Source organism: Corynebacterium sp. DNF00584 (assembly GCF_001552965.1).
Taxonomy (GTDB): Bacteria; Actinomycetota; Actinomycetes; order Mycobacteriales; family Mycobacteriaceae; genus Corynebacterium; species Corynebacterium phoceense.
This window is the reverse complement of sequence record NZ_KQ959764.1, coordinates 34376-51788: the sequence shown is the minus strand read 5'-3', so window position 1 is coordinate 51788 and position 17413 is coordinate 34376. Positions and strand designations below refer to the sequence as shown.

Below are 17413 nucleotides of genomic sequence, written 5' to 3'. Positions count from 1 at the left end.
TATACGCCGCGCTTCTACATGATGCGGAGGGGCTAATGCGGGAAATCACCATCGACGAAGCAATCGCACATTTCAAAGACATAGAGGGCCGCTATCGCGCCCTGTACACCATGCCCCGACTGCCGGAGAGTATCCGCCGCCGCCTCAAGGATGGCGCCGCGCACGCCCACCATATCGCTTCACTCACCAGCGCCTATGAAAGGAAAATCCGCCATGCCCATCCCGACCACCAACCCACCCACCGCAGCTAGCCGGCTCCAACACATCGCCCAGCTCGAAGATCAGCTCGACCGCCGCTGGCGCTTCGAAGTCGCCCTCGTCGCGCTAACCATCATCGGCACCGTCGCGTTCATGTTCATCATCGGCGCGCCACCGGTCACCTACAACCCCGCCAACGTCTGCACCGGGAGCCTGTAATGCCGACTGAGTTTCAGGAATCCACTCTGCGCCGCTGGGCAGCAGGCAAGCACCTCACCAAGGCACAGCTCGAGGACCTCCTCGACGCAGGCCTTATCTACACCACCGATAACGGAACGCGCGCCACAAGTCGCGGCGTCGCCCTCCTGCAAAACCGAAAGGACCACCAATCATGACCACTTGGCTTACCAAGGAACTCACCCTCGACCTGCTCGCCATCACAATCCATGGCCTGACTAAAGCCATGGAACGCATCGAGGCCGAACCTGCAGGCGAGTGTCCGCCCGCTGAAACTCACGCCCAGGAACAGACTCCCGTCCAGGAACAGGCTCCTATGGAAGTGCAGCCGGAGCCCACCCCAGCACCGGAGCCTGCCCCCGTGCCGGCCCCGCAGCCTGGACCCGACGTGGCTGAACTCCGCGCCACCGCGCAGCAGCTCCTGCGCGGCATCGCCAACAACGGCGGCGGCCAATGGATCGCCGGCACCCTGTTCCCACACTTCGGCATCGACCACCTCGACAAGCTCCCCGCCGACAAGTGGGAAGAGCTCATCACCATGGCACAGCAGCACACGGAGGAAGCATGACCCAGCACTACCAGCAGCTCATCACCGTCGACGCGCTCGACCTGACCGACACCGACGCAGCCACAGCGAAGCTCCAGGAGCTCGGCGCCACCCACGTCGAAACCACCGACGGCGACGTCTACAAGATTTTCAGCCGACTCAACCGCAAGAGCGTGCCGCTCAACCATGCCGCGCAGGGGCCGCAGCGCCTGACCTTCAACAAGGTCGCGTCCTTCGGCACCATGACCGACCAGCCCGCCGAAGGGCACGCCGGCCGCGCCCACGCCCTCCTATCCGCCTCCGGCGCACACCGCTGGCTACACTGCACGCCCTCGGCCCGCCTGGAAGAGCGCTACCCGGACTCGGAGTCCGCCGCCGCGGCGGAGGGCACCCTCGCACATGAGCTCGCAGAGCATAAGCTCCGCCTCCTACTCGACGAGCCCACCACCCTCGTCGACCGCGACGGCATCGACGAAGAGATGGACTCACACACCGACGACTACGCCGACGCCGTCATGGCGGAACTCGCCGCCGCGCGGGAAACCAGCCCCGGCGCCTTCCTCGCCATCGAACAACGCCTCGACTTCTCCCACATCGTGCCGGACGGCTTCGGCACGGGTGACGCGGTCATCGTCGGCGACGGCACCATGACCATCGTTGACCTGAAGTACGGCAAGGGCGTGGAAGTCAGCGCGGTGGGGAATCCGCAGATGCGCCTGTACGCCCTTGGAGCATTGCACCTCTACGGCATGCTCTACAACGTCCAGCGCGTGCGCATGGTCATCTTCCAACCCCGCCGCAACAACATCTCCACCGACGAAATCACCGTCACCGAGTTGCTCGCCTGGGCTGAGGATGTGGTCAAGCCCGCCGCCGCCCTCGCCATCGAGGGGTCGGGCGAGCTGGCCGCGGGGGAGTGGTGCACATTCTGCCGCCACGCCCCACAATGCCAAGCACTCGCACAGCACTACTTCCAGCCGGTGCCGATGGAGTCCGAGGGCTCACTCGTTCCGGCGGCGCCGGACCCGGCCACCCTCACCGATGAGCAGATTGCCCAAATCGTCACCTGGTCCGGCGAGCTCAAGAAGTGGCTCGGCAAGGTCGAAAACCATGCTCTCGACAAGGCCAACCAAGGTCACGAGTACCCCGGCCTGAAGCTGGTGGAAGGCCGGTCGGTACGCAAGTACACCGACGAGACTGCGGTCGCCGACGTGGTTCAGGAGCTCGGCCACGACCCCTACGAGAAGAAGGTGCTGGGCATCACCGCGATGACCAAGCTCCTCGGCAAGAAAACCTTCGACCAGAGTGTCGGCCCGCTGCTGCACAAGCCCGCAGGCAAGCCAACGCTGGTGCCAGCCGATGACCCCCGGCCCGCGCTGACCATCGCCACCGCCGACACCGTATTCCAGCCCATCGAAACCAAGGAGACAGCATGACCAACGTGTACATCGCCGGTCCCATGACCGGCCTGCCGAACTTCAACTACCCGGCCTTCCATGAAGCAGGAAAGCTGCTCGCGGAGCATGGCTTCCGCGTGTACTCCGGTGCGCACCGTGACCACCCCTGGGAATACAGGGCTCTTCCCGTCGACCCGCCACAGCCAGGCGAGGAGAAGCCGCACAGCTACTACATGCGCGAAGCCATCAAGCTGCTCGTCAAGTGCGACCTCATCTACCTGCTTGACGGGTGGGAAAACTCCGCCGGCGCGCGTCTCGAGCTCCAGGTCGCCAAGGCCATCGGCCTCAAGGTTCTCCAGCTCAACGACATCAACGACGCCGGGGAAACACCCACCCCGAACCGTATCCCCATGCACATCGCAGGAAGGGACTTCGCATGATGCAATTCCGCACCCCAGGACAGCTCCCCGAAGCAGACGGCGAAGCCCGGCGGCAGGCTGCAGGGCTAGCCGCGGTATTCGGCGCATACGTCGACGCCGGGTTCACCCGCGCCGAAGCACTGCAAATCATCATCGCCATACTGACCGAAAAAATCCGCGTCGACAGCGAGAGAAAGGAGACCTAGATGACCCCGACCCCGCAGGACCAGGACGCCTACCAGCGCATCCAGTCCATCTTCAACCCCAGCGGCGAACCATTCGCCGACACCACCAACGACACCCACACCTCCTAGAAAGGAAACCCATCATGGCACTCACTTCCCGCCACGCAACCTTCCCAGCCCGCCTGTCCTACAACGACCTTTTCGTCCCCCGCGCCGCAAACGAAGGCGCCGACCCGAAGTACCAGGCGGTGCTCCTCGTCCCGAAGGACGACGCGAAGACCATCGGTATCCTCCAGGCCGCTGTCAACGAAGCCGTCAAGGACGCAGTCGCCCGCGGCAAGATTAAGGCCCCCATCGACCCGCAGCAGACCCTCTACCCACCGCTGCGCGACGGCGACAAGCCGAAGAACGACGGCGTGTCCCGCGGCGACGCCTTCGCCAACCACCTCTACGTGTCCGCGAAGGCCAACGCCGACCGCAAGCCCTTCATCGTCGACCAGCAAGCCCAGCCACTCATCGACGCAGATGAAATCTACAGCGGCTGCTACGTCAACGCCTGCGTCGAATTCTACGTCTACGCCTCCCAAGGCAATGTCGGCGTAGCCGCCACCATCGTCGGTGTGCAGAAGGCGAAGGACGGCGAGCGTCTGGGCGCCGCACCGGTCACCGCCGAAGACGTCTTCTCCGCGATTGGTGGCCGGCCCGCAATCAACGTCCCCTCCGCAAACCTCGGCTTCTAGCACCCTCCAAGCCCAGCCGCTCGAGCCCCCATTCTGACACCCCATCAGGACGGGGGCTCACCCCTTAGCACCAACAACCCCAAAACAACTAAATAACCCCAGTTCAACACACAAAACCTTAGCCACTCTCAACAACTCAAAAAACAACTTATGACTTATACGTCCACCGCTCGGCAGGCCATGCACGCATACCTCGCGGAGCGTGGCGTGCACATCCTCGATGACCTCGTCCTCGACGCTATCATCGCCCTCTTCATCAGCCTCAACATCCTCACACCCCAGGAAGGAGACAACCAATGAACCGCGAACTAACGTTGGCAACCGCGCCACGGCGCACCTCCACCACCTGGACCAACACCCACACCACCAAACAAGACCTCACCGCATGGGCCTACCAACCCATCGAGGTCGCACACACCATGGCCGAATACCACGCCGCGGCGAAGGCCACGCAGGGCGAGTGGAAGGATGTTGGCGGCTTCGTCGCCGGCCACCTCAAGCACGGGCGCCGCCGCAAAGGCCACGTCCTCACCCGCTCGATGATCACCCTCGACATCGATGACCTCCCCAACGACGTCGACCTCTCAGCCCACCTGCAGGACACCCTCGACTGCGCATGGCTCGCGCACACCACGCTTAGCCACACCGAAGAAGAGCAGCGCTGGCGGGTTTGGGTGTGGCTCACCCGCGACATCAGTGCCGAGGAGTACGGGGCGGTCGCTCGCCGCATCGGCCAGGACATCAACCCCGGCCTCGACTGGCTCGACGCCTCCACCTTCGAGCCGGAGCGCTTCATGTACAAGCCGTCCACCCTGCAGGACGGCGACTACCGCGTCGAGGTCAGCCGCGGCAAAACCGACCTCGACCCAGACGCCGCCCTCGCCCGGTATGCGGACTGGCGGGACATGACTACCTGGCCCGGCATCGACACCCACACCGCACAACTCACCATGGCCGCCGCCGCGGCCGGCCACACCGGCAAAGCCGAAGACCCCAGGTCTAAGCCCGGCCTGATTGGCGCGTTTAACCGCGCCTACACCATCCCCCAAGCTATCGACACGTTCCTCGGCGAGGTCTACCGGCTGGGCACCGGCGGGCGCTACACCTACACTGCAGGCACCTCCGCTAACGGCCTCATCGTCTACGACGGTGGGCTGCGCGCATGGTCCAACCACGCCACCGACCCCGCCGCCGGGCGCAACCTCACCGCCTTCGACCTCGTCGCCACCCACCTCTACGGCGAACAGGACGAGGACGCCGCCCCCGGCACACCCATCAACAAACTGCCGTCAACGTTGGCGATGCTCTCCATGGTCGAGCAGGACACGCCAACCAAGCGCGAGCACGCGGCCACCACTGCCGCCATGCTGAATGAAGCATTCCAGCCCATCGACGGCACCGACGTCCAGGAGCCGACAGCAGGGGAGCAGCCGCCAGCCGCCGCGGCCGACGATGAGAACACCGGCACCGAGTGGCTCACACAACTCGAGGTCAACCGAAACGGTGGATTCAAAGACTCCATCGGAAACTTCGAGCTCATCTTCACCCACGACCCGCACCTCACCCACATCGGCTGGAACGCCCACGCCCACACCCTCCACGCCCGCGACCCACAAGCCCTGCCATGGAAGCAAGTCGGCGACGGCTGGACTGAAAACGACTACGCCCAGCTCAAAACCTACCTAGCCAGAACATATGAAGGGATCTACAGCCCAACGAAAATGACAGACGCACTACTCTCAGTCGCTTCGAAGCGGGCCTTCCACCCCGTCCGCGACTTCTTCACCACCCTCCCCGAATGGGACGGGGCCGAGCGCCTCGACACCCTGCTTATCGACTACCTCGGTGCCGCAGACACCACCTACGTGCGGTCCGTCACCCGCAAGACACTGGTCGCCGCACACCGGCGAACCTTCCACCCAGGGTGCAAATTCGACACCGTCACTGTCCTTCAAGGACCACAAGGTGTCGGCAAATCCACCATCTGGGCCAAGCTGGCCGGCCAGTGGTTCAGCGACGACATCTCGATTACCGACATGCGGGATAAAACCGGCGCAGAGAAACTGCAGGGCAACCTCATCGTCGAAATCTCCGAGCTCGCAGGCATGCGCAAAGTCGACAACGAGAACGTCAAGGGCTTCATCAGCCGTCAGGCTGACAAGTACCGGCCCGCCTACGGGCGGGTTGTTGAGTCCCGCCCGCGCTCCTGCATCCTCGTCGGCACCACCAACGCCCGCGAAGGCTTCCTCCGCGACCCCACCGGCAACCGCCGATGGCTCCCCATCGAAGTCACCGGCCACGGTATCTACACCGTCCAAGACCTCACCGAGGAACTAGTGCAGCAGGTGTGGGCCGAGGCCCGCGTCGCCGACCTCGCCGGCGAGAAGCTCTACCTCGAAGGCGACCTCCTGGAGGTGGCGCTCGAGGCGCAGGCGGACGCGGTCGAGCAGGACGACCGCGTCGGCATCGTCCAGGAATACCTAGACAAAGCACTCCCCTCAAACTGGGAGACATTGCCTATCGGCGCGCGGCGCATCTACCTCGACGGTGGCACGCTGCCCGGCGAGTACGTCGCCGCGCAAGGCATCTGGGAACACGCCGCGGCGCGGCAGACCGTTTCCAAGATTGAAATCTGGACCGAATGCTTCGGCCGTGAGCCAGATGCCATGCGGAAAATCGACGCCCATGAAATCACCGCCATCATGGCCCAAATCCCAGGATGGGACGACACCGGCAAGCAACGCAGGCTCCCTATCTACGGCAAGCAGCGGCTCTACGGTCGAGTAGATGTTCGAGTCGAAAAGTAAGGAACAAAAGGGGTGGAACAAAGCCCGAAAAGCTTTGTTCCACCCCGGAACAAACGGAACAAAAACAAACTTTGTTCCACACTTTGTTCCGCCCAAAAATCCCGCGCTAGCGAGGGAAACGAGATACCGGAACAAACGGAACAAAGTTTTTACTAAATGACCTGAAGAGTGAATTAGGGGACATGTAGGTACAAAACAACACACATAACCCCTAATCCAGAGGGCTACCAAGGAAAACTTTGTTCCTTTGTTCCAGAAAGGCCCCAAATTGCAAGAAAAACACGTCGAACAAGCACTCCAAAAAGCAGTACGGCAAGCAGGCGGACACGCCTACAAATTCACAAGCCCCGGCACCAACGGCATGCCAGACCGACTCATCATCCTGCGCGGCGGCAAGCTCGGATTCGTCGAAGTCAAAGCCCCCGGCAAGAAACCCCGCCCCCTCCAGGCCCGCCGACTCCAACAACTCCAAGACATGGGATTCATCGCCACCTGGATAGACCACCCCGACCAAATACAGAGCGTCATCGATGCAATTCAAACCACATGACTACCAAGCACACGCCATCAACTTCATCATCAGCCACCCGAGGTCCGCCCTACTCCTAGGAATGGGCATGGGCAAAACCATCTCCACCCTCACCGCCATACACCACCTCATGTACGGCACCTTCCAGGCACGCCGCGCCCTCATCATCGGGCCGCTACGCGTCGCCCGCGACACCTGGCCCGCCGAACTCGACAAATGGGACCACCTCAAACCCCTCACCCACGCGGTGTGTGTTGGCACGCCGAAGCAGCGCGCCGCGGCACTCGACCAGGACGCCGACCTCACCATCATCAACCGCGAAAACCTCCCATGGCTCCTCGCCGAGCTGAAACGCCGCGGCGACCCCTGGCGGTGGGACATGGTCATCATCGACGAGCTCTCCAGCTTCAAGAATCACAAGGCCAAACGCTTCAAAGCATTGATGGCCGCACAACCACACATCACGAGATTGGTGGGGCTCACGGGCACGCCCGCACCCAACTCACTCGCCGACCTATGGGCCCCGTTCAAGCTCATGGATGGTGGCGAGCGTCTCGGGCGGACCCTCACCGCGTTCCGCCAGCGGTGGTTCACACCGGGCAAGCGCAATGGCCACATCGTCTACGAGTGGCGTCTTGCTGATGGCGCGGAGGAAGAAATCTACGACGCCATCGCGGACATCACCGTGTCGATGCGCACCACCGACTACCTGCAACTGCCACCCTGTACCTACACCGACCGCGTCGTGCACCTCACCGGAGCGCAGCGCGCCACCTACGACCAGCTCCGCAAAACCATGGTCACCGACATTGACGGCGAGGAAATCACAGCGGGCTCCGCTGGTGTCCTGTCCGGCAAGCTCCTACAACTCGCGTCCGGCGCCATCTACTCGCCGGATGGCGACGTCCTGGACGTGCATGACGCCAAGCTCGATGCACTCGAGGACATCATCGAAGCCGCAGCCGGGCACACCGTCCTGGTGGCCTACTGGTTTAAGCATGAAGCAGAGCGCATCCGCCAGCGCTTCCCGCACGCCCGACCACTATCCAGCGCGGAGGACATGGCCGATTGGTGTGCCGGCAAGATACCACTCGCACTGATTCACCCAGCGTCGGCCGGCCATGGCCTCAACCTCCAGAGCGGCGGGCACATCCTCGTCTGGACCACCACACCCTGGTCACTCGAGCTGTACGAACAGACCAACGCGAGGCTTTTCCGCCAGGGGCAGACCGAGCCTGTCTCCATCGTCCACATCCGCGCCGAGGGCACCATCGACACCCACGTCGCCAAGGCACTTGCCCGCAAAGACACCACACAATCTGCACTCATCGACGCCGTCAAGGCAGAACTCGAAAGGACCTAACCAATGACCGCAACCAATGACCAATACACCGCGACCGTCTACACCCGCCCCGGCTGCATAAAATGCCGCGCCACCATCCGCGCCATCAGCCGCATGGGAATCCCCGTCACCGTCGCCCAACTCGATGAATCACCCCAAGCCATCAAGACCATGCAAGCCAACGGCTGGCAAACCCTGCCGCTGGTCGAGGTCACCGCGCCCGACGGCGAAGTCATGCGCTGGGCGGATATGCGCAAAGACGACATCGACGCTCTCGCATACCTCGTCAAGGAGAACGCATGAAGACCGACGAGCACGAACTCCGACACCACGCCCGTCAACTCCGCATCGCCTACCTCGAGCTCCACCAACTCAAAGGCTTGCACCCGCCCAGGCCCGAAGCCCGCGTCATGCGCCCCACCCCAGGATCGCGCCCACCCGGCAACCCTATCGCCACCGAAACCTGGATTTACTATGAAACCAATCTCCGAGAAGTCGCACACAACGCCTTCCGGGAAGCCGGCATCCGCATCCATGCCGCCGACAACAACGCCCCACGGCTCTGCGAACTCATCGCCTACCACGCTCAACCTATCTCCGACCTCGACTGGGCCAGCGACATCATCGAAGAGCTCGGAAAAGAACACCGCATCATCCACAACTTCTGCCATCCCGACGAGCCCATCACCATCGCCCAACTCGAAAAGCGGAAGCGGAGTTTCCTCATTCGCCTGCTAGGGCTTGACAACCAGCGGCCCTGAAATGCTACGCTTGCGCTAAAGAAAGAAAACCCCAACCACGAGTTGGGGTTTTGTCGTTTTTTCAGTCCTGCCGCCAACTACCCGCGACCGCTTCAACAACGTCCACCAGGTCACGCTCTATGGGCGGACAGACGCAGGCCACCGGCTCACGACCGGAGCAGGACACCAAAGGAGACACACCATGGCATGGACAAACGGCAACAGCCGAACAAGCACCCGCCAATGGAAGAAACTCCGAAACCAAGCCCGACGACAGCTGCCCAGCTACTGTGCCAACTGCGGCACTCAAGGAAAACTTGAACTCGACCATATCCGCCCGCACTCAGCCGGCGGAACCGACAGCCTAGACAACGTCCAGTGGTTATGCCCCGCATGCCATCAGGAGAAGAGCCAAGGCGAAGCCGCAGCTGCCCGACGCGCCCGGCGTCAGCGATTGCAGTTGCCGCGCCGACCCCACCCTGGCCTGGTCTAGTATGTGGGGTGGGGGAGGGCCCTCGGAACCGGCACACGGACCCACGGGACGCATAGGGCAAAAGCCTGTGTACGGGTTGAAGAAAACGGCTTCAACAATGAAGAGATAAAGGAGATTGTATGCCTGGGCCGCCCCCAAAGCGCAGTGATCAACGGCGCCGCCGCAATAAGCCAGCAGGCAACCAGCCGGCATTGACAGTCGTTGACGGTAGTGGGCCACGCGCGAAACCTAAGTCGCCTCGAGTGTCTCCAAGTTGGCACCCACTGATGAAGGACTGGTTCCGCTCTCTCAAGGAGTCCGGCCAGGCCGTATTCTATGAGCCCTCAGACTGGCAGACAGCCCGACTGCTCGCGGAGGTCATGTCGCAGGAACTGAACTCTGGTGAGCCTGTCAAAGCGTCGATGCTTGCAGAGTTCAACCGTGGCGCCGCGGCGCTGATGACAACTGAGGGTGAGCGTCGCCGCTTACGTGTCGAGCTTCAGGCCGCGGACGCCGATGCGAGTGAAGATGAGACATCGTCAGTGCTGGCGAACTACAAGGAGATGTTCTCCTAGACCACGACGGGGAGGCGAGTGTATATGGATAACGTCGACCCGCGTGAGCGGCTATCTTCTCTCCCAGACGGCCTGCCGAAGCGCACGCTGGGCTACGAGGCGCTGGCGTGGGCTGCGAAGTATCTGCGCCACCCGAATGGTATCCGGGCGGGTATGGCATGGCAGTTCACTCGTGAGCAGGCCCGGTTTGTGCTGTGGTTCTACTCGGTCGATGAGGATGGGCGTTGGCTGTATCATCATGCGGCGCGCCGCCTTGCGAAAGGTAGTGGCAAGTCACCGTTCGCTGCCGTCATGGCACTTATCGAGCTGCTTGCCCCGGTGCGTTTCGCCCGTTTCGACAAGGACGTGCCTGGCGGAGTCGTCGGCAAACCTGTGTCGATGCCTTGGGTGCAGATCGCCGCGGTATCGCTGGACCAGACGGAGAACACGATGCGCATGGTGCGTGCCATGGCGTCGCCTGCGAACGCGCCGAAGCTTCATGAGGACTATCAGCTAGATGTGGGCAAGACGCAGATTTTTGTCCAGCCGGAGGGGAAGCTCGAAGTGATTACTTCGTCTGCTGCGACTGCGGAAGGCGCGGAGGCGACGTTCGTCGTGGGCGACGAGTTGGAGCACTGGACGCCGTCGAACGGTGGCGTGGAGTTGCATAGTACGCTGCTCGATAATCTCTCGAAGTCGGGTTCTCGCATGCTTGAGACGTTGAATGCGTGGAAGCCGGGTATTAGCTCGGCGGGTGAGGCTACTTTCGATGACTGGGTGTTGCAGGAGACTGGCCGGTCTAAGAATGAGTCGAAGATTCTCTACGATGCGCGCCAGGCTCCGCATGGCACCGACTTGTCGGATGCGGACTCGCTGCGCGCCGGCCTCGAGTGGGTTTACGGTGATTGCCCGTGGGCGGATATTGATGCGATTATGACGCGTATTTGGTCGCCGTCGGCGCGGGTTGATGATTCGAAACGTAAGTACCTGAATTGGCCGGTGGCGTCGTCGGACTCGTGGGCAGACCCGCAGGATTGGGCGCAGATGGCGCGCCCCGACATCGTAGTTGACCCTGGCGAGGACATCGTCATGTTCTTCGACGGGTCACTCTCCAACGACCACACCGCGCTCGTCGGGTGTCGTATCGAGGACGGGCACGTCTTCACGATTGGTGTGTGGGCGCCGCGCGCGGCACACCCCGACGATAAGCCGATGGTGGACGTCCAGGCCGTCGATGACCGCGTCGACTTCGCATTCGCCACCTGGAACGTGGTCGCGTTCTTCGCGGACGTTCGCGAATGGGAATCGTTTACGAAGGTGGCGTGGCCGGAGCGGTATCGCGACCGGCTGGAGCTGTGGGCGACGTCGCGTGGCGCGCAGCAGCCCGAGCCGATTGCTTGGGATATGCGCGGTAAGGACTTTCAGTTCACCACGGCTGCGGAGCTCGCGGAGGCTGAGATTATGCAGCACTCGTTCACGCATGATGGTAACCCGCTCCTAACGGAGCATGTGTTGAACGCTCGCCGTCATGAAGGCCGGTATGGCATCACGGTGCGTAAGGAGTCGAGAAAGTCGTCGAAGAAGATTGACGCTTGCGTGTGCATGATTGGCGCGCGCATGGTGTGGCGGCTAGTCCGTGAGCAGAATGGGCGCAGCAAGAAGAAGCAGCGCACTGGCAAAGCATTTTTCATTTAGCGTCCTTTGAAAGGAGGGGAAGCATGTTGAATCAGGTCAAGGCGTGGCAGGCAGTGCGAGATATGTTGTCTGTCCACGTGGCAGAGCGGGCGCGCTTCGACAATATCCATGAGTACATGGTGCCGTGGAATGCGGAGATGGCCGCAGCTCGCGTGGGGGCTTCTATCAAGTCGAAGAACCGTGAGCAGCACGCGGAGCTTGCGCGGATGTCGGTTGCGCCGTTTGTGGCGCTCGTTGTCGACACATATTCGCAGTCGCTTAAGGTCGATGGCTTCTATTCAGCGGACGGGGATCAGGCGGGTGCGTGGCAGTGGTGGCAGCGCAATAAGATGGCGGCGCGGCAGACGGGCTTGCACCGTGCTGGGTTGACGTACGGCACGGCCTACGCGTCGGTGCTCCCCGCAACGGATGGGGCGATACGCATTGGGGTGCATTCTCCGCGGCGCATGGTCACCTATTATTCGGACAGTGTGGGCTTGCCAGGTGTGCTTTCGTCGGATGAGTATCCGATGCTGGCTCTCGAGATTGGTGACCGCTATCTGCGGTTGTACGACGAGGAGTACGTGTACTTCTTCGGAGTGCAGCATGCGCCGGAGTTTCCGCGCGGATGGCTCGACAGAACTTACTCTGCGCCGACGAACCTGGTCTTTCAGGAGGCCCGGCCACACAACATGGGAGCGGTGCCGATCGTGCGCTACCAGGATCGCATGCTTGCTGATGGGGAGGAGCGCCGCGGCATCGTAGAGCACCTGCTCGGCTTGCAAGACCGCATCAACCGGACGAACTATGAGCAGGGCGTTGCCCAGCATTTCGCGGCGTTTAAACAGCGGTACGTGATTGGGTGGATGCCAGACTCGGAGCAGCAGGCATTTCGCCAGTCTGTGGCCGATACGCAGTTCTTTGATGATGTTGACGTCAAGGTCGGCCAGTACGACGAGACTGATTTGTCGCGCTATATCGAGTCGCGGCAGGCGTCGGTACGAGACTTTGCCGCCTTGGCGCAGGTGCCCGCCCAGTCTCTGGGGGCGAATGCTATTAGCAACATCTCGGCGGATGGTCTGGCGGCGTTGGAGACGTCGAAGGATCGCCAGGCGGCAGAGATTCAGACCTCGTTTGGTGAGTCGCATGAGCAGCTGCTGCGGTTGTGCTCCCATGCTGCCGGGGACGAGGCTGGTGCCTCGGATTTTGAGTCGGAGATTACGTGGGAGGAGACGTCGTCGCGGTCGTTCGCACAGACGGTGGACGGCCTCGGGAAGCTTACGACGATGTTGGGCATTCCGTCGGAAGAACTCTGGGCGGATATTCCGGGTTGGACTAAGGAGCGCGTACGTCGCGCACAGCAGGCGCGTAGTGGCGTTGTTTCTGACGTTGGTTTGTTTGACGCAACGAATGACGGTGCTCTTACCCCCCCCGGGATGATGATCTAGCTGGAAAGTTCGACGCGCTGGGTAAAGCGATCAGGGCGGGAGTTTTGCCTGAAAGCGCTGCGCGGGCATTGGGGCTTGAAGGCATTGATTTCACTGGATTGGTTCCTGTGGCGCTACGGCGCGAAGACGTGTAGGTACTGAAGAGGGGGTGTGGTTATGGGGGCGGAGGAAATACGTGCTGCTGCTCGCAAGCTCGATGCGCGAGTGGCGAAGCTCGTAGCCGCACACCTCGTAGAGCACGGTGTGCCGCAATCAGCGTCGGCGGTTGCTGACATGGCGCAGGAACTGTACCCGACGGTGGCTGCTGCGCGCACTGCGATGTACCGCCGGCAGGTCCAGGACATGGGAGCCGCCGCGGCCGCCCAGGGCCTTGAGGTCAGCCCAGCGAAGGAAGATGCTTATGACGTCCACAGCCTGTACCAGGCGCTTACGGACGTCGTCGGGCTGACACCGGAGTCCACAGCACTTGTTGAGGTCGAGTTCTTGGACCCTGATACGCAGAAGATGGTGGCGCGCCGGGTGGCGGTACAGCAAGCCGACCCGCATGACGTTCGGGTGGTGGAGGAGGTTGTGGGAAGGGTTGGGGCGCGCGTGGGGAGGCATGTGCGTGCCGGCGGGCGGCGGGCGGTGGCGAATACCGCGATGGCCGGTAAGGCGCGGGTGAAGTCCTCAAAGAAGCCCGTGAAGATGGGGTACGCGCGTGTGCTGTCCGGCGCGGAGAACTGCGCGTTCTGCGCGATGCTGGCATCGCGGGGCCCGGTGTACTCCGAGGACACGGTCACGCGCCGTCGTGACGGGCATCGCTACCACGACCACTGTGATTGCCAGGGTGTGCTCGTATTCAAGGGGTACTCGTGGGAGGGCGAGGATGAGTACCGGAAGCTGGAAGCAGCGTGGAGGGAATCTGACAAGGGGGACGGGTCGGCGGCAACGCTGGCGCGGTTCAACCAGAAGATTGCGGAGACACCGGGAGGAGTCCAGGCGGTTATTGACGGTGTGGTTCCACCTAAACCTCCGGTGCCTCCAAGGGCGTCCGGTGGCTCCGGCGACGGCGGGGGACGTCCGGTCTCATTGCTTGAAATGGGACGTACGAAAGCCGCCGACTACCTGTATGACCGGTACGGAGTTAGGGAGCCCGATTTCACTGAGCCAGAGCTTGGGGCCTTGTGGGCCTACACCGACGTGGGGCATCGGGAGATGAATGAGCTCGCACGGGAGTACAAGAGTCAGGACATGTTTGCTGCTATCGACCGGTTGCCGAGGAAACGTCGGCGGGAGCTCCAGCCGGTTGCTGAGGCTATGCGTGATGTCGACTCGGCGATGGAGCGCGCGGCGCGCATCAAGGAGCCTGTCGAGGTGGTGCGGCGCATCAAGCGCCAAGAACTAGCTGGCAGTGCGATGTCAGGCTACTTTGACGTGGAGGACGTGAGCTCGTGGGGGAAGCAGGAATTCAAAGCCTGGGGTTACCTATCGACGTCAACACATGGGCAGGACGAGTTCGGGGGCATCGAACTGCGCTTGGCAGTGCCCAGCGGCACAAAAGCGGTCTATGTGGGCTGGAACGGTGCGCATGACAAGAGCTCTTCGATTTCTCAGCACCCAGATGAAGAAGAGCTACTTCTCGGACGCCAAACTCGATATAGGATTAACCAAGTCGAAGAGATAAAGGGACAGTTGGTTCTGCATGCGGAGGTGATTGGGCAAGATGTCTGATAGGTATAAGTCAATGGGGCTTGAGCTGCTTCCCTCGAAGCGGTATCACGTGAAGCGGCCTGATGTTGCCAGAGGAACCGCCTGGGTGTATCAAGGCGGCGGTAAGGTGGCGGTCATCAAATTCGATGGGGCCAAGATTCTTACCGCAACGTCGAAGAATCTCATGGACATCCGTGATGCTGCACGTGGCGACACGATGCAGGATTTCCTGCTCGATTGCGCGGAGCGTGACGTACCCATAGAGGAAGCTAAATCACAGTTCCTCGAGCATTTTGGCCAGCCGGACATAGTCGTAGAAGCTGCGGACGTCAACGACGTCGCCCCAGAAGTCCGGGCGGCGCTCGCCGCAGACACGAGCATGAAGTAGTCACGCTTGCGGGGTGCGAGTCCCCGCCATGCTACAACCCCCACACCACTGGTTGGTGGCGGGGGATTTTTTATGCCCGAAAACTAACCCAGGAGGTTAATCATGGCAGATGAAAACACCGCCACCACCGAGCACGCAGCCACGGAGGTGGCAGAACAGCCTAACGCCCAGGAAGCGGACGGCCACCAGCCGCAGGAACGTACCGCGGAGTCCTACCAGCACGAGTTGGAAAAGCTCCGCAAGGAAAACGCCCGGTACCGCACCGAGCGCAACGAGTTCCGCGCGGACGCGGAGAAATACCGCGAAATTCAGGAAGCCGAGAAGACCGATTTGCAGCGTGCACAGGAAGCCCTCGAGGCGGAGCGTGCTACTGCGCGCCAGTACCAGGTGCAGCTCGCTCGAGCACAGGCACTCGCCAAGTACGGAATTTCCGAGGACAACGCCGACCTGCTCGGCGATGACCCCGAGAAGTTTGATGCGAATGCGCAGCGGCTGGGTGAGCTTCAAGCGCAGGCTGCGAAGCGTGCAGCGCCTCCGTCGGACTATCCGGTGGAGAACTTAAAACCGGGAGCGTCGGATAAGCAGGCGGCCCCTGATTTTTCATATCCCTCGAACTGGGCTGTGACCGGCCCGTTCGCCAATAAGTAAGGAGAGATAGTGACTACTACCACTGTTCACTACACCCCGGCCCAAAACCCGACTGTGAAGGCACAGGCGGACATTAAGGCCGGCACTTTCGTCCAGATCGCCGCCAACACTGACGGCCGCAACCCCGTTGTTAAGCCGGGCACAGCAGGCTCTGTTGCCTTCGGTGTACCAGCGCAGGATACCGCTAAGGACCGCCACGTCATGGTGTACCGCGCTGGCCACATTGTCGATGTCACCGCCTCCGGCGCGATCGCCGCGGGTGACCTCGTCGCCGTTGGTGCCAACGGGTCCGCAGTCAAGGCAGCTGATTCTGCAGCAGTTGCGGGCCAAGCGGTCTCGGCCGCAGCCAACAACGTCGTGACCGTGGCACTTATCTAGAAAGGAGACCAAAATGGCTGATTTCACTTTCCCTCTGGCCCCTGCCAGCATCAACCAGGACGGCACCATCACCACGAGCATGTTCGTGAAGGAACCGACTCGCCTGTCCAACTACATCGCGGATCTCGTCCAGGCTAACCTGGTCGCCGGCCAGCTGTTCACCAGCGTTGCCGCAACCGGCGGCGCCATCATGTATGACCGCCTCGAGACCAACAACGCACTCGCGGACCAGAAGCCTGGTGTTATCGCGCCGGGCGCGGAGTTCCCCGTCATTGGTGTGGGCGGCGGCAAACCGTTTGTTGATCCCGTGGTCAAGACTGGTGGCAAGTATGAGCTGACCCGTGAGGCAGAAAAGCGCAACGACCCGACTATCCTGCAGCGCGGCGCCCGCCGCATCGCCAACACCATGGCCAAGGACGTTGATGACCGCGGCTTCGAAGTCGTCAAGGATGTGCTGTCGACTACCGAAGGAGCACTCAAGCACGAGTCCAATGGTTGGGCTGCTGCCGGTAAGGTCCAGGCCACAGCCAAGACCTCCCTGAACGGAGAGGGCACGCTCATCGACGACATCCTCTCCGCGAAGCTCCTCATCGAGGCCACCAACCTGGGCTACACCCCGGACACGCTCGTGCTCGGTCGAAAGGACGCGAAGAACCTCAAGGCTATCCTCGGAATCTCCAACTGGGAGTCGATTTTGTCGACGCTGGGTGTGACGCTGATCGAGACCGGCTCCGATGCGCTGGCCGAGGGTGAGGGCATTCTGCTCGAGCGTGGCACGATTGGTGTCATGGGTGTGGAAGACCCGATCTCGACTGACAGCGAGTACATCAAGGCTCGTCAGGTCACCGAATTCTACACTTGGGCCACCCTGGCGTTCGGCGTGACTGACCCGATGTCCGCGGTGTTCCTGACCGGCCTGGCGCAGTAATCATGCTGGCGTTCGCAACGGCTGACGACCTGCGGGCTCGGTGGTCGCTTGCCCCTGACGGGGACCAGGCGGACGCCCTACTCGAGGATG

The 17413-nt window shown here is 62.0% G+C and carries 23 protein-coding genes; all 23 read left to right on the top strand.

Annotated features, from left to right (window positions below; translation table 11 throughout):
* The first annotated feature begins 35 nt into the window (after positions 1-35).
* The 23 genes from HMPREF0307_RS13010 (at position 36) to HMPREF0307_RS09505 (ending at position 17323) form a co-directional block, all read left to right on the top strand.
* On the top strand, positions 36-251 hold the full coding sequence (locus HMPREF0307_RS13010) for a hypothetical protein (protein ID WP_156435929.1): 216 nt from the start codon (positions 36-38) through the stop codon (positions 249-251).
* Positions 214-417, top strand: a complete 204-nt coding sequence (locus HMPREF0307_RS09595) for a hypothetical protein (RefSeq protein WP_066492340.1) — start codon at positions 214-216, stop codon at positions 415-417. The genes HMPREF0307_RS13010 and HMPREF0307_RS09595 overlap by 38 nt, the downstream gene beginning before the upstream one ends.
* Positions 417-593, top strand: a complete 177-nt coding sequence (locus tag HMPREF0307_RS13005; protein WP_156435928.1) for a hypothetical protein — start codon at positions 417-419, stop codon at positions 591-593. The genes HMPREF0307_RS09595 and HMPREF0307_RS13005 overlap by 1 nt, the downstream gene beginning before the upstream one ends.
* Positions 590-1003, top strand: coding sequence for a hypothetical protein (locus HMPREF0307_RS09590; RefSeq protein WP_066492339.1), 414 nt, complete (start codon positions 590-592; stop codon positions 1001-1003). Before HMPREF0307_RS13005 ends, HMPREF0307_RS09590 begins: the two co-directional genes overlap by 4 nt.
* Positions 1000-2418, top strand: a complete 1419-nt coding sequence (locus HMPREF0307_RS09585; protein ID WP_231725143.1) for a DUF2800 domain-containing protein — start codon at positions 1000-1002, stop codon at positions 2416-2418. Before HMPREF0307_RS09590 ends, HMPREF0307_RS09585 begins: the two co-directional genes overlap by 4 nt.
* Positions 2415-2819, top strand: a complete 405-nt coding sequence (locus tag HMPREF0307_RS09580) for a DUF4406 domain-containing protein (RefSeq protein WP_066492338.1) — start codon at positions 2415-2417, stop codon at positions 2817-2819. Before HMPREF0307_RS09585 ends, HMPREF0307_RS09580 begins: the two co-directional genes overlap by 4 nt.
* A complete protein-coding gene (locus HMPREF0307_RS09575; protein ID WP_066492336.1) occupies positions 2816-3004 on the top strand; it encodes a hypothetical protein in 189 nt (62 codons plus the stop codon). The genes HMPREF0307_RS09580 and HMPREF0307_RS09575 overlap by 4 nt, the downstream gene beginning before the upstream one ends.
* Positions 3005-3126: 122 nt before the next feature.
* Positions 3127-3723 (top strand): DUF2815 family protein, encoded by a 597-nt coding sequence (locus tag HMPREF0307_RS09570; RefSeq protein ID WP_066492333.1) that lies wholly within the window; start codon positions 3127-3129, stop codon positions 3721-3723.
* A 150-nt stretch (positions 3724-3873) separates the two neighbouring features.
* A complete protein-coding gene (locus HMPREF0307_RS13000; protein WP_156435927.1) occupies positions 3874-4023 on the top strand; it encodes a hypothetical protein in 150 nt (49 codons plus the stop codon).
* Entirely contained in the window at positions 4020-6530 is a 2511-nt protein-coding gene (locus tag HMPREF0307_RS09565; protein WP_066492330.1) for a virulence-associated E family protein, read from the top strand. The genes HMPREF0307_RS13000 and HMPREF0307_RS09565 overlap by 4 nt, the downstream gene beginning before the upstream one ends.
* Before the next feature lie 247 nt (positions 6531-6777).
* Positions 6778-7080, top strand: a complete 303-nt coding sequence (locus HMPREF0307_RS12665) for a VRR-NUC domain-containing protein (protein ID WP_255356880.1) — start codon at positions 6778-6780, stop codon at positions 7078-7080.
* The gene (locus HMPREF0307_RS09555) at positions 7061-8422 is read left to right on the top strand and encodes a DEAD/DEAH box helicase (protein WP_066492326.1); all 1362 of its coding nucleotides are present in this window, start codon (positions 7061-7063) and stop codon (positions 8420-8422) included. Before HMPREF0307_RS12665 ends, HMPREF0307_RS09555 begins: the two co-directional genes overlap by 20 nt.
* Before the next feature lie 3 nt (positions 8423-8425).
* Positions 8426-8704 (top strand): glutaredoxin domain-containing protein, encoded by a 279-nt coding sequence (locus HMPREF0307_RS09550; RefSeq protein ID WP_066492324.1) that lies wholly within the window; start codon positions 8426-8428, stop codon positions 8702-8704.
* Positions 8701-9162: a hypothetical protein gene (locus HMPREF0307_RS09545; protein WP_066492321.1), complete on the top strand. Its 462-nt coding sequence runs from the start codon at positions 8701-8703 to the stop codon at positions 9160-9162. Before HMPREF0307_RS09550 ends, HMPREF0307_RS09545 begins: the two co-directional genes overlap by 4 nt.
* A gap of 181 nt (positions 9163-9343) precedes the next feature.
* Positions 9344-9634 carry an HNH endonuclease gene (locus tag HMPREF0307_RS13575; RefSeq protein ID WP_082723312.1) on the top strand — a complete coding sequence of 97 codons (291 nt, stop codon included), beginning with the start codon at positions 9344-9346 and terminating at the stop codon, positions 9632-9634.
* A 266-nt stretch (positions 9635-9900) separates the two neighbouring features.
* Positions 9901-10188 (top strand): phage terminase small subunit, encoded by a 288-nt coding sequence (locus HMPREF0307_RS09540; protein ID WP_066492315.1) that lies wholly within the window; start codon positions 9901-9903, stop codon positions 10186-10188.
* Positions 10189-10212: 24 nt separating this feature from the next.
* Positions 10213-11862: a terminase gene (locus HMPREF0307_RS09535; protein ID WP_066492524.1), complete on the top strand. Its 1650-nt coding sequence runs from the start codon at positions 10213-10215 to the stop codon at positions 11860-11862.
* A gap of 23 nt (positions 11863-11885) precedes the next feature.
* Positions 11886-13289, top strand: a complete 1404-nt coding sequence (locus HMPREF0307_RS09530; RefSeq protein ID WP_066492313.1) for a phage portal protein — start codon at positions 11886-11888, stop codon at positions 13287-13289.
* Between the two features lie 156 nt (positions 13290-13445).
* Positions 13446-15002, top strand: coding sequence for a VG15 protein (locus tag HMPREF0307_RS09525; protein WP_066492309.1), 1557 nt, complete (start codon positions 13446-13448; stop codon positions 15000-15002).
* 106 nt (positions 15003-15108) lie between these two features.
* Positions 15109-15369: a hypothetical protein gene (locus HMPREF0307_RS09520; protein ID WP_156435926.1), complete on the top strand. Its 261-nt coding sequence runs from the start codon at positions 15109-15111 to the stop codon at positions 15367-15369.
* A gap of 102 nt (positions 15370-15471) precedes the next feature.
* Positions 15472-16017, top strand: a complete 546-nt coding sequence (locus tag HMPREF0307_RS09515) for a hypothetical protein (protein ID WP_066492303.1) — start codon at positions 15472-15474, stop codon at positions 16015-16017.
* A 9-nt stretch (positions 16018-16026) separates the two neighbouring features.
* Positions 16027-16395, top strand: a complete 369-nt coding sequence (locus tag HMPREF0307_RS09510; RefSeq protein ID WP_066492300.1) for a capsid cement protein — start codon at positions 16027-16029, stop codon at positions 16393-16395.
* A 13-nt stretch (positions 16396-16408) separates the two neighbouring features.
* A complete protein-coding gene (locus HMPREF0307_RS09505; protein WP_066492296.1) occupies positions 16409-17323 on the top strand; it encodes a major capsid protein in 915 nt (304 codons plus the stop codon).
* Positions 17324-17413: the final 90 nt, after the last annotated feature.

What these genes read in the sequence shown, in the direction of transcription:
- HMPREF0307_RS09580 (WP_066492338.1), top strand. Translation starts at nt 2,415, where the DNA reads ATGACCAACGTGTACATCGCCGGTCCCATGACCGGCCTGCCGAACTTC.
- HMPREF0307_RS09505 (WP_066492296.1), top strand. Translation starts at nt 16,409, where the DNA reads ATGGCTGATTTCACTTTCCCTCTGGCCCCTGCCAGCATCAACCAGGAC.
- HMPREF0307_RS09540 (WP_066492315.1), top strand. Translation starts at nt 9,901, where the DNA reads ATGAAGGACTGGTTCCGCTCTCTCAAGGAGTCCGGCCAGGCCGTATTC.
- HMPREF0307_RS09535 (WP_066492524.1), top strand. Translation starts at nt 10,213, where the DNA reads ATGGATAACGTCGACCCGCGTGAGCGGCTATCTTCTCTCCCAGACGGC.
- HMPREF0307_RS09555 (WP_066492326.1), top strand. Translation starts at nt 7,061, where the DNA reads ATGCAATTCAAACCACATGACTACCAAGCACACGCCATCAACTTCATC.
- HMPREF0307_RS09585 (WP_231725143.1), top strand. Translation starts at nt 1,000, where the DNA reads ATGACCCAGCACTACCAGCAGCTCATCACCGTCGACGCGCTCGACCTG.
- HMPREF0307_RS09525 (WP_066492309.1), top strand. Translation starts at nt 13,446, where the DNA reads ATGGGGGCGGAGGAAATACGTGCTGCTGCTCGCAAGCTCGATGCGCGA.
- HMPREF0307_RS09575 (WP_066492336.1), top strand. Translation starts at nt 2,816, where the DNA reads ATGATGCAATTCCGCACCCCAGGACAGCTCCCCGAAGCAGACGGCGAA.
- HMPREF0307_RS13575 (WP_082723312.1), top strand. Translation starts at nt 9,344, where the DNA reads ATGGCATGGACAAACGGCAACAGCCGAACAAGCACCCGCCAATGGAAG.
- HMPREF0307_RS13005 (WP_156435928.1), top strand. Translation starts at nt 417, where the DNA reads ATGCCGACTGAGTTTCAGGAATCCACTCTGCGCCGCTGGGCAGCAGGC.
- HMPREF0307_RS13010 (WP_156435929.1), top strand. Translation starts at nt 36, where the DNA reads ATGCGGGAAATCACCATCGACGAAGCAATCGCACATTTCAAAGACATA.
- HMPREF0307_RS13000 (WP_156435927.1), top strand. Translation starts at nt 3,874, where the DNA reads ATGACTTATACGTCCACCGCTCGGCAGGCCATGCACGCATACCTCGCG.
- HMPREF0307_RS09545 (WP_066492321.1), top strand. Translation starts at nt 8,701, where the DNA reads ATGAAGACCGACGAGCACGAACTCCGACACCACGCCCGTCAACTCCGC.
- HMPREF0307_RS09570 (WP_066492333.1), top strand. Translation starts at nt 3,127, where the DNA reads ATGGCACTCACTTCCCGCCACGCAACCTTCCCAGCCCGCCTGTCCTAC.
- HMPREF0307_RS09595 (WP_066492340.1), top strand. Translation starts at nt 214, where the DNA reads ATGCCCATCCCGACCACCAACCCACCCACCGCAGCTAGCCGGCTCCAA.
- HMPREF0307_RS09565 (WP_066492330.1), top strand. Translation starts at nt 4,020, where the DNA reads ATGAACCGCGAACTAACGTTGGCAACCGCGCCACGGCGCACCTCCACC.
- HMPREF0307_RS09590 (WP_066492339.1), top strand. Translation starts at nt 590, where the DNA reads ATGACCACTTGGCTTACCAAGGAACTCACCCTCGACCTGCTCGCCATC.
- HMPREF0307_RS09515 (WP_066492303.1), top strand. Translation starts at nt 15,472, where the DNA reads ATGGCAGATGAAAACACCGCCACCACCGAGCACGCAGCCACGGAGGTG.
- HMPREF0307_RS09550 (WP_066492324.1), top strand. Translation starts at nt 8,426, where the DNA reads ATGACCGCAACCAATGACCAATACACCGCGACCGTCTACACCCGCCCC.
- HMPREF0307_RS09530 (WP_066492313.1), top strand. Translation starts at nt 11,886, where the DNA reads ATGTTGAATCAGGTCAAGGCGTGGCAGGCAGTGCGAGATATGTTGTCT.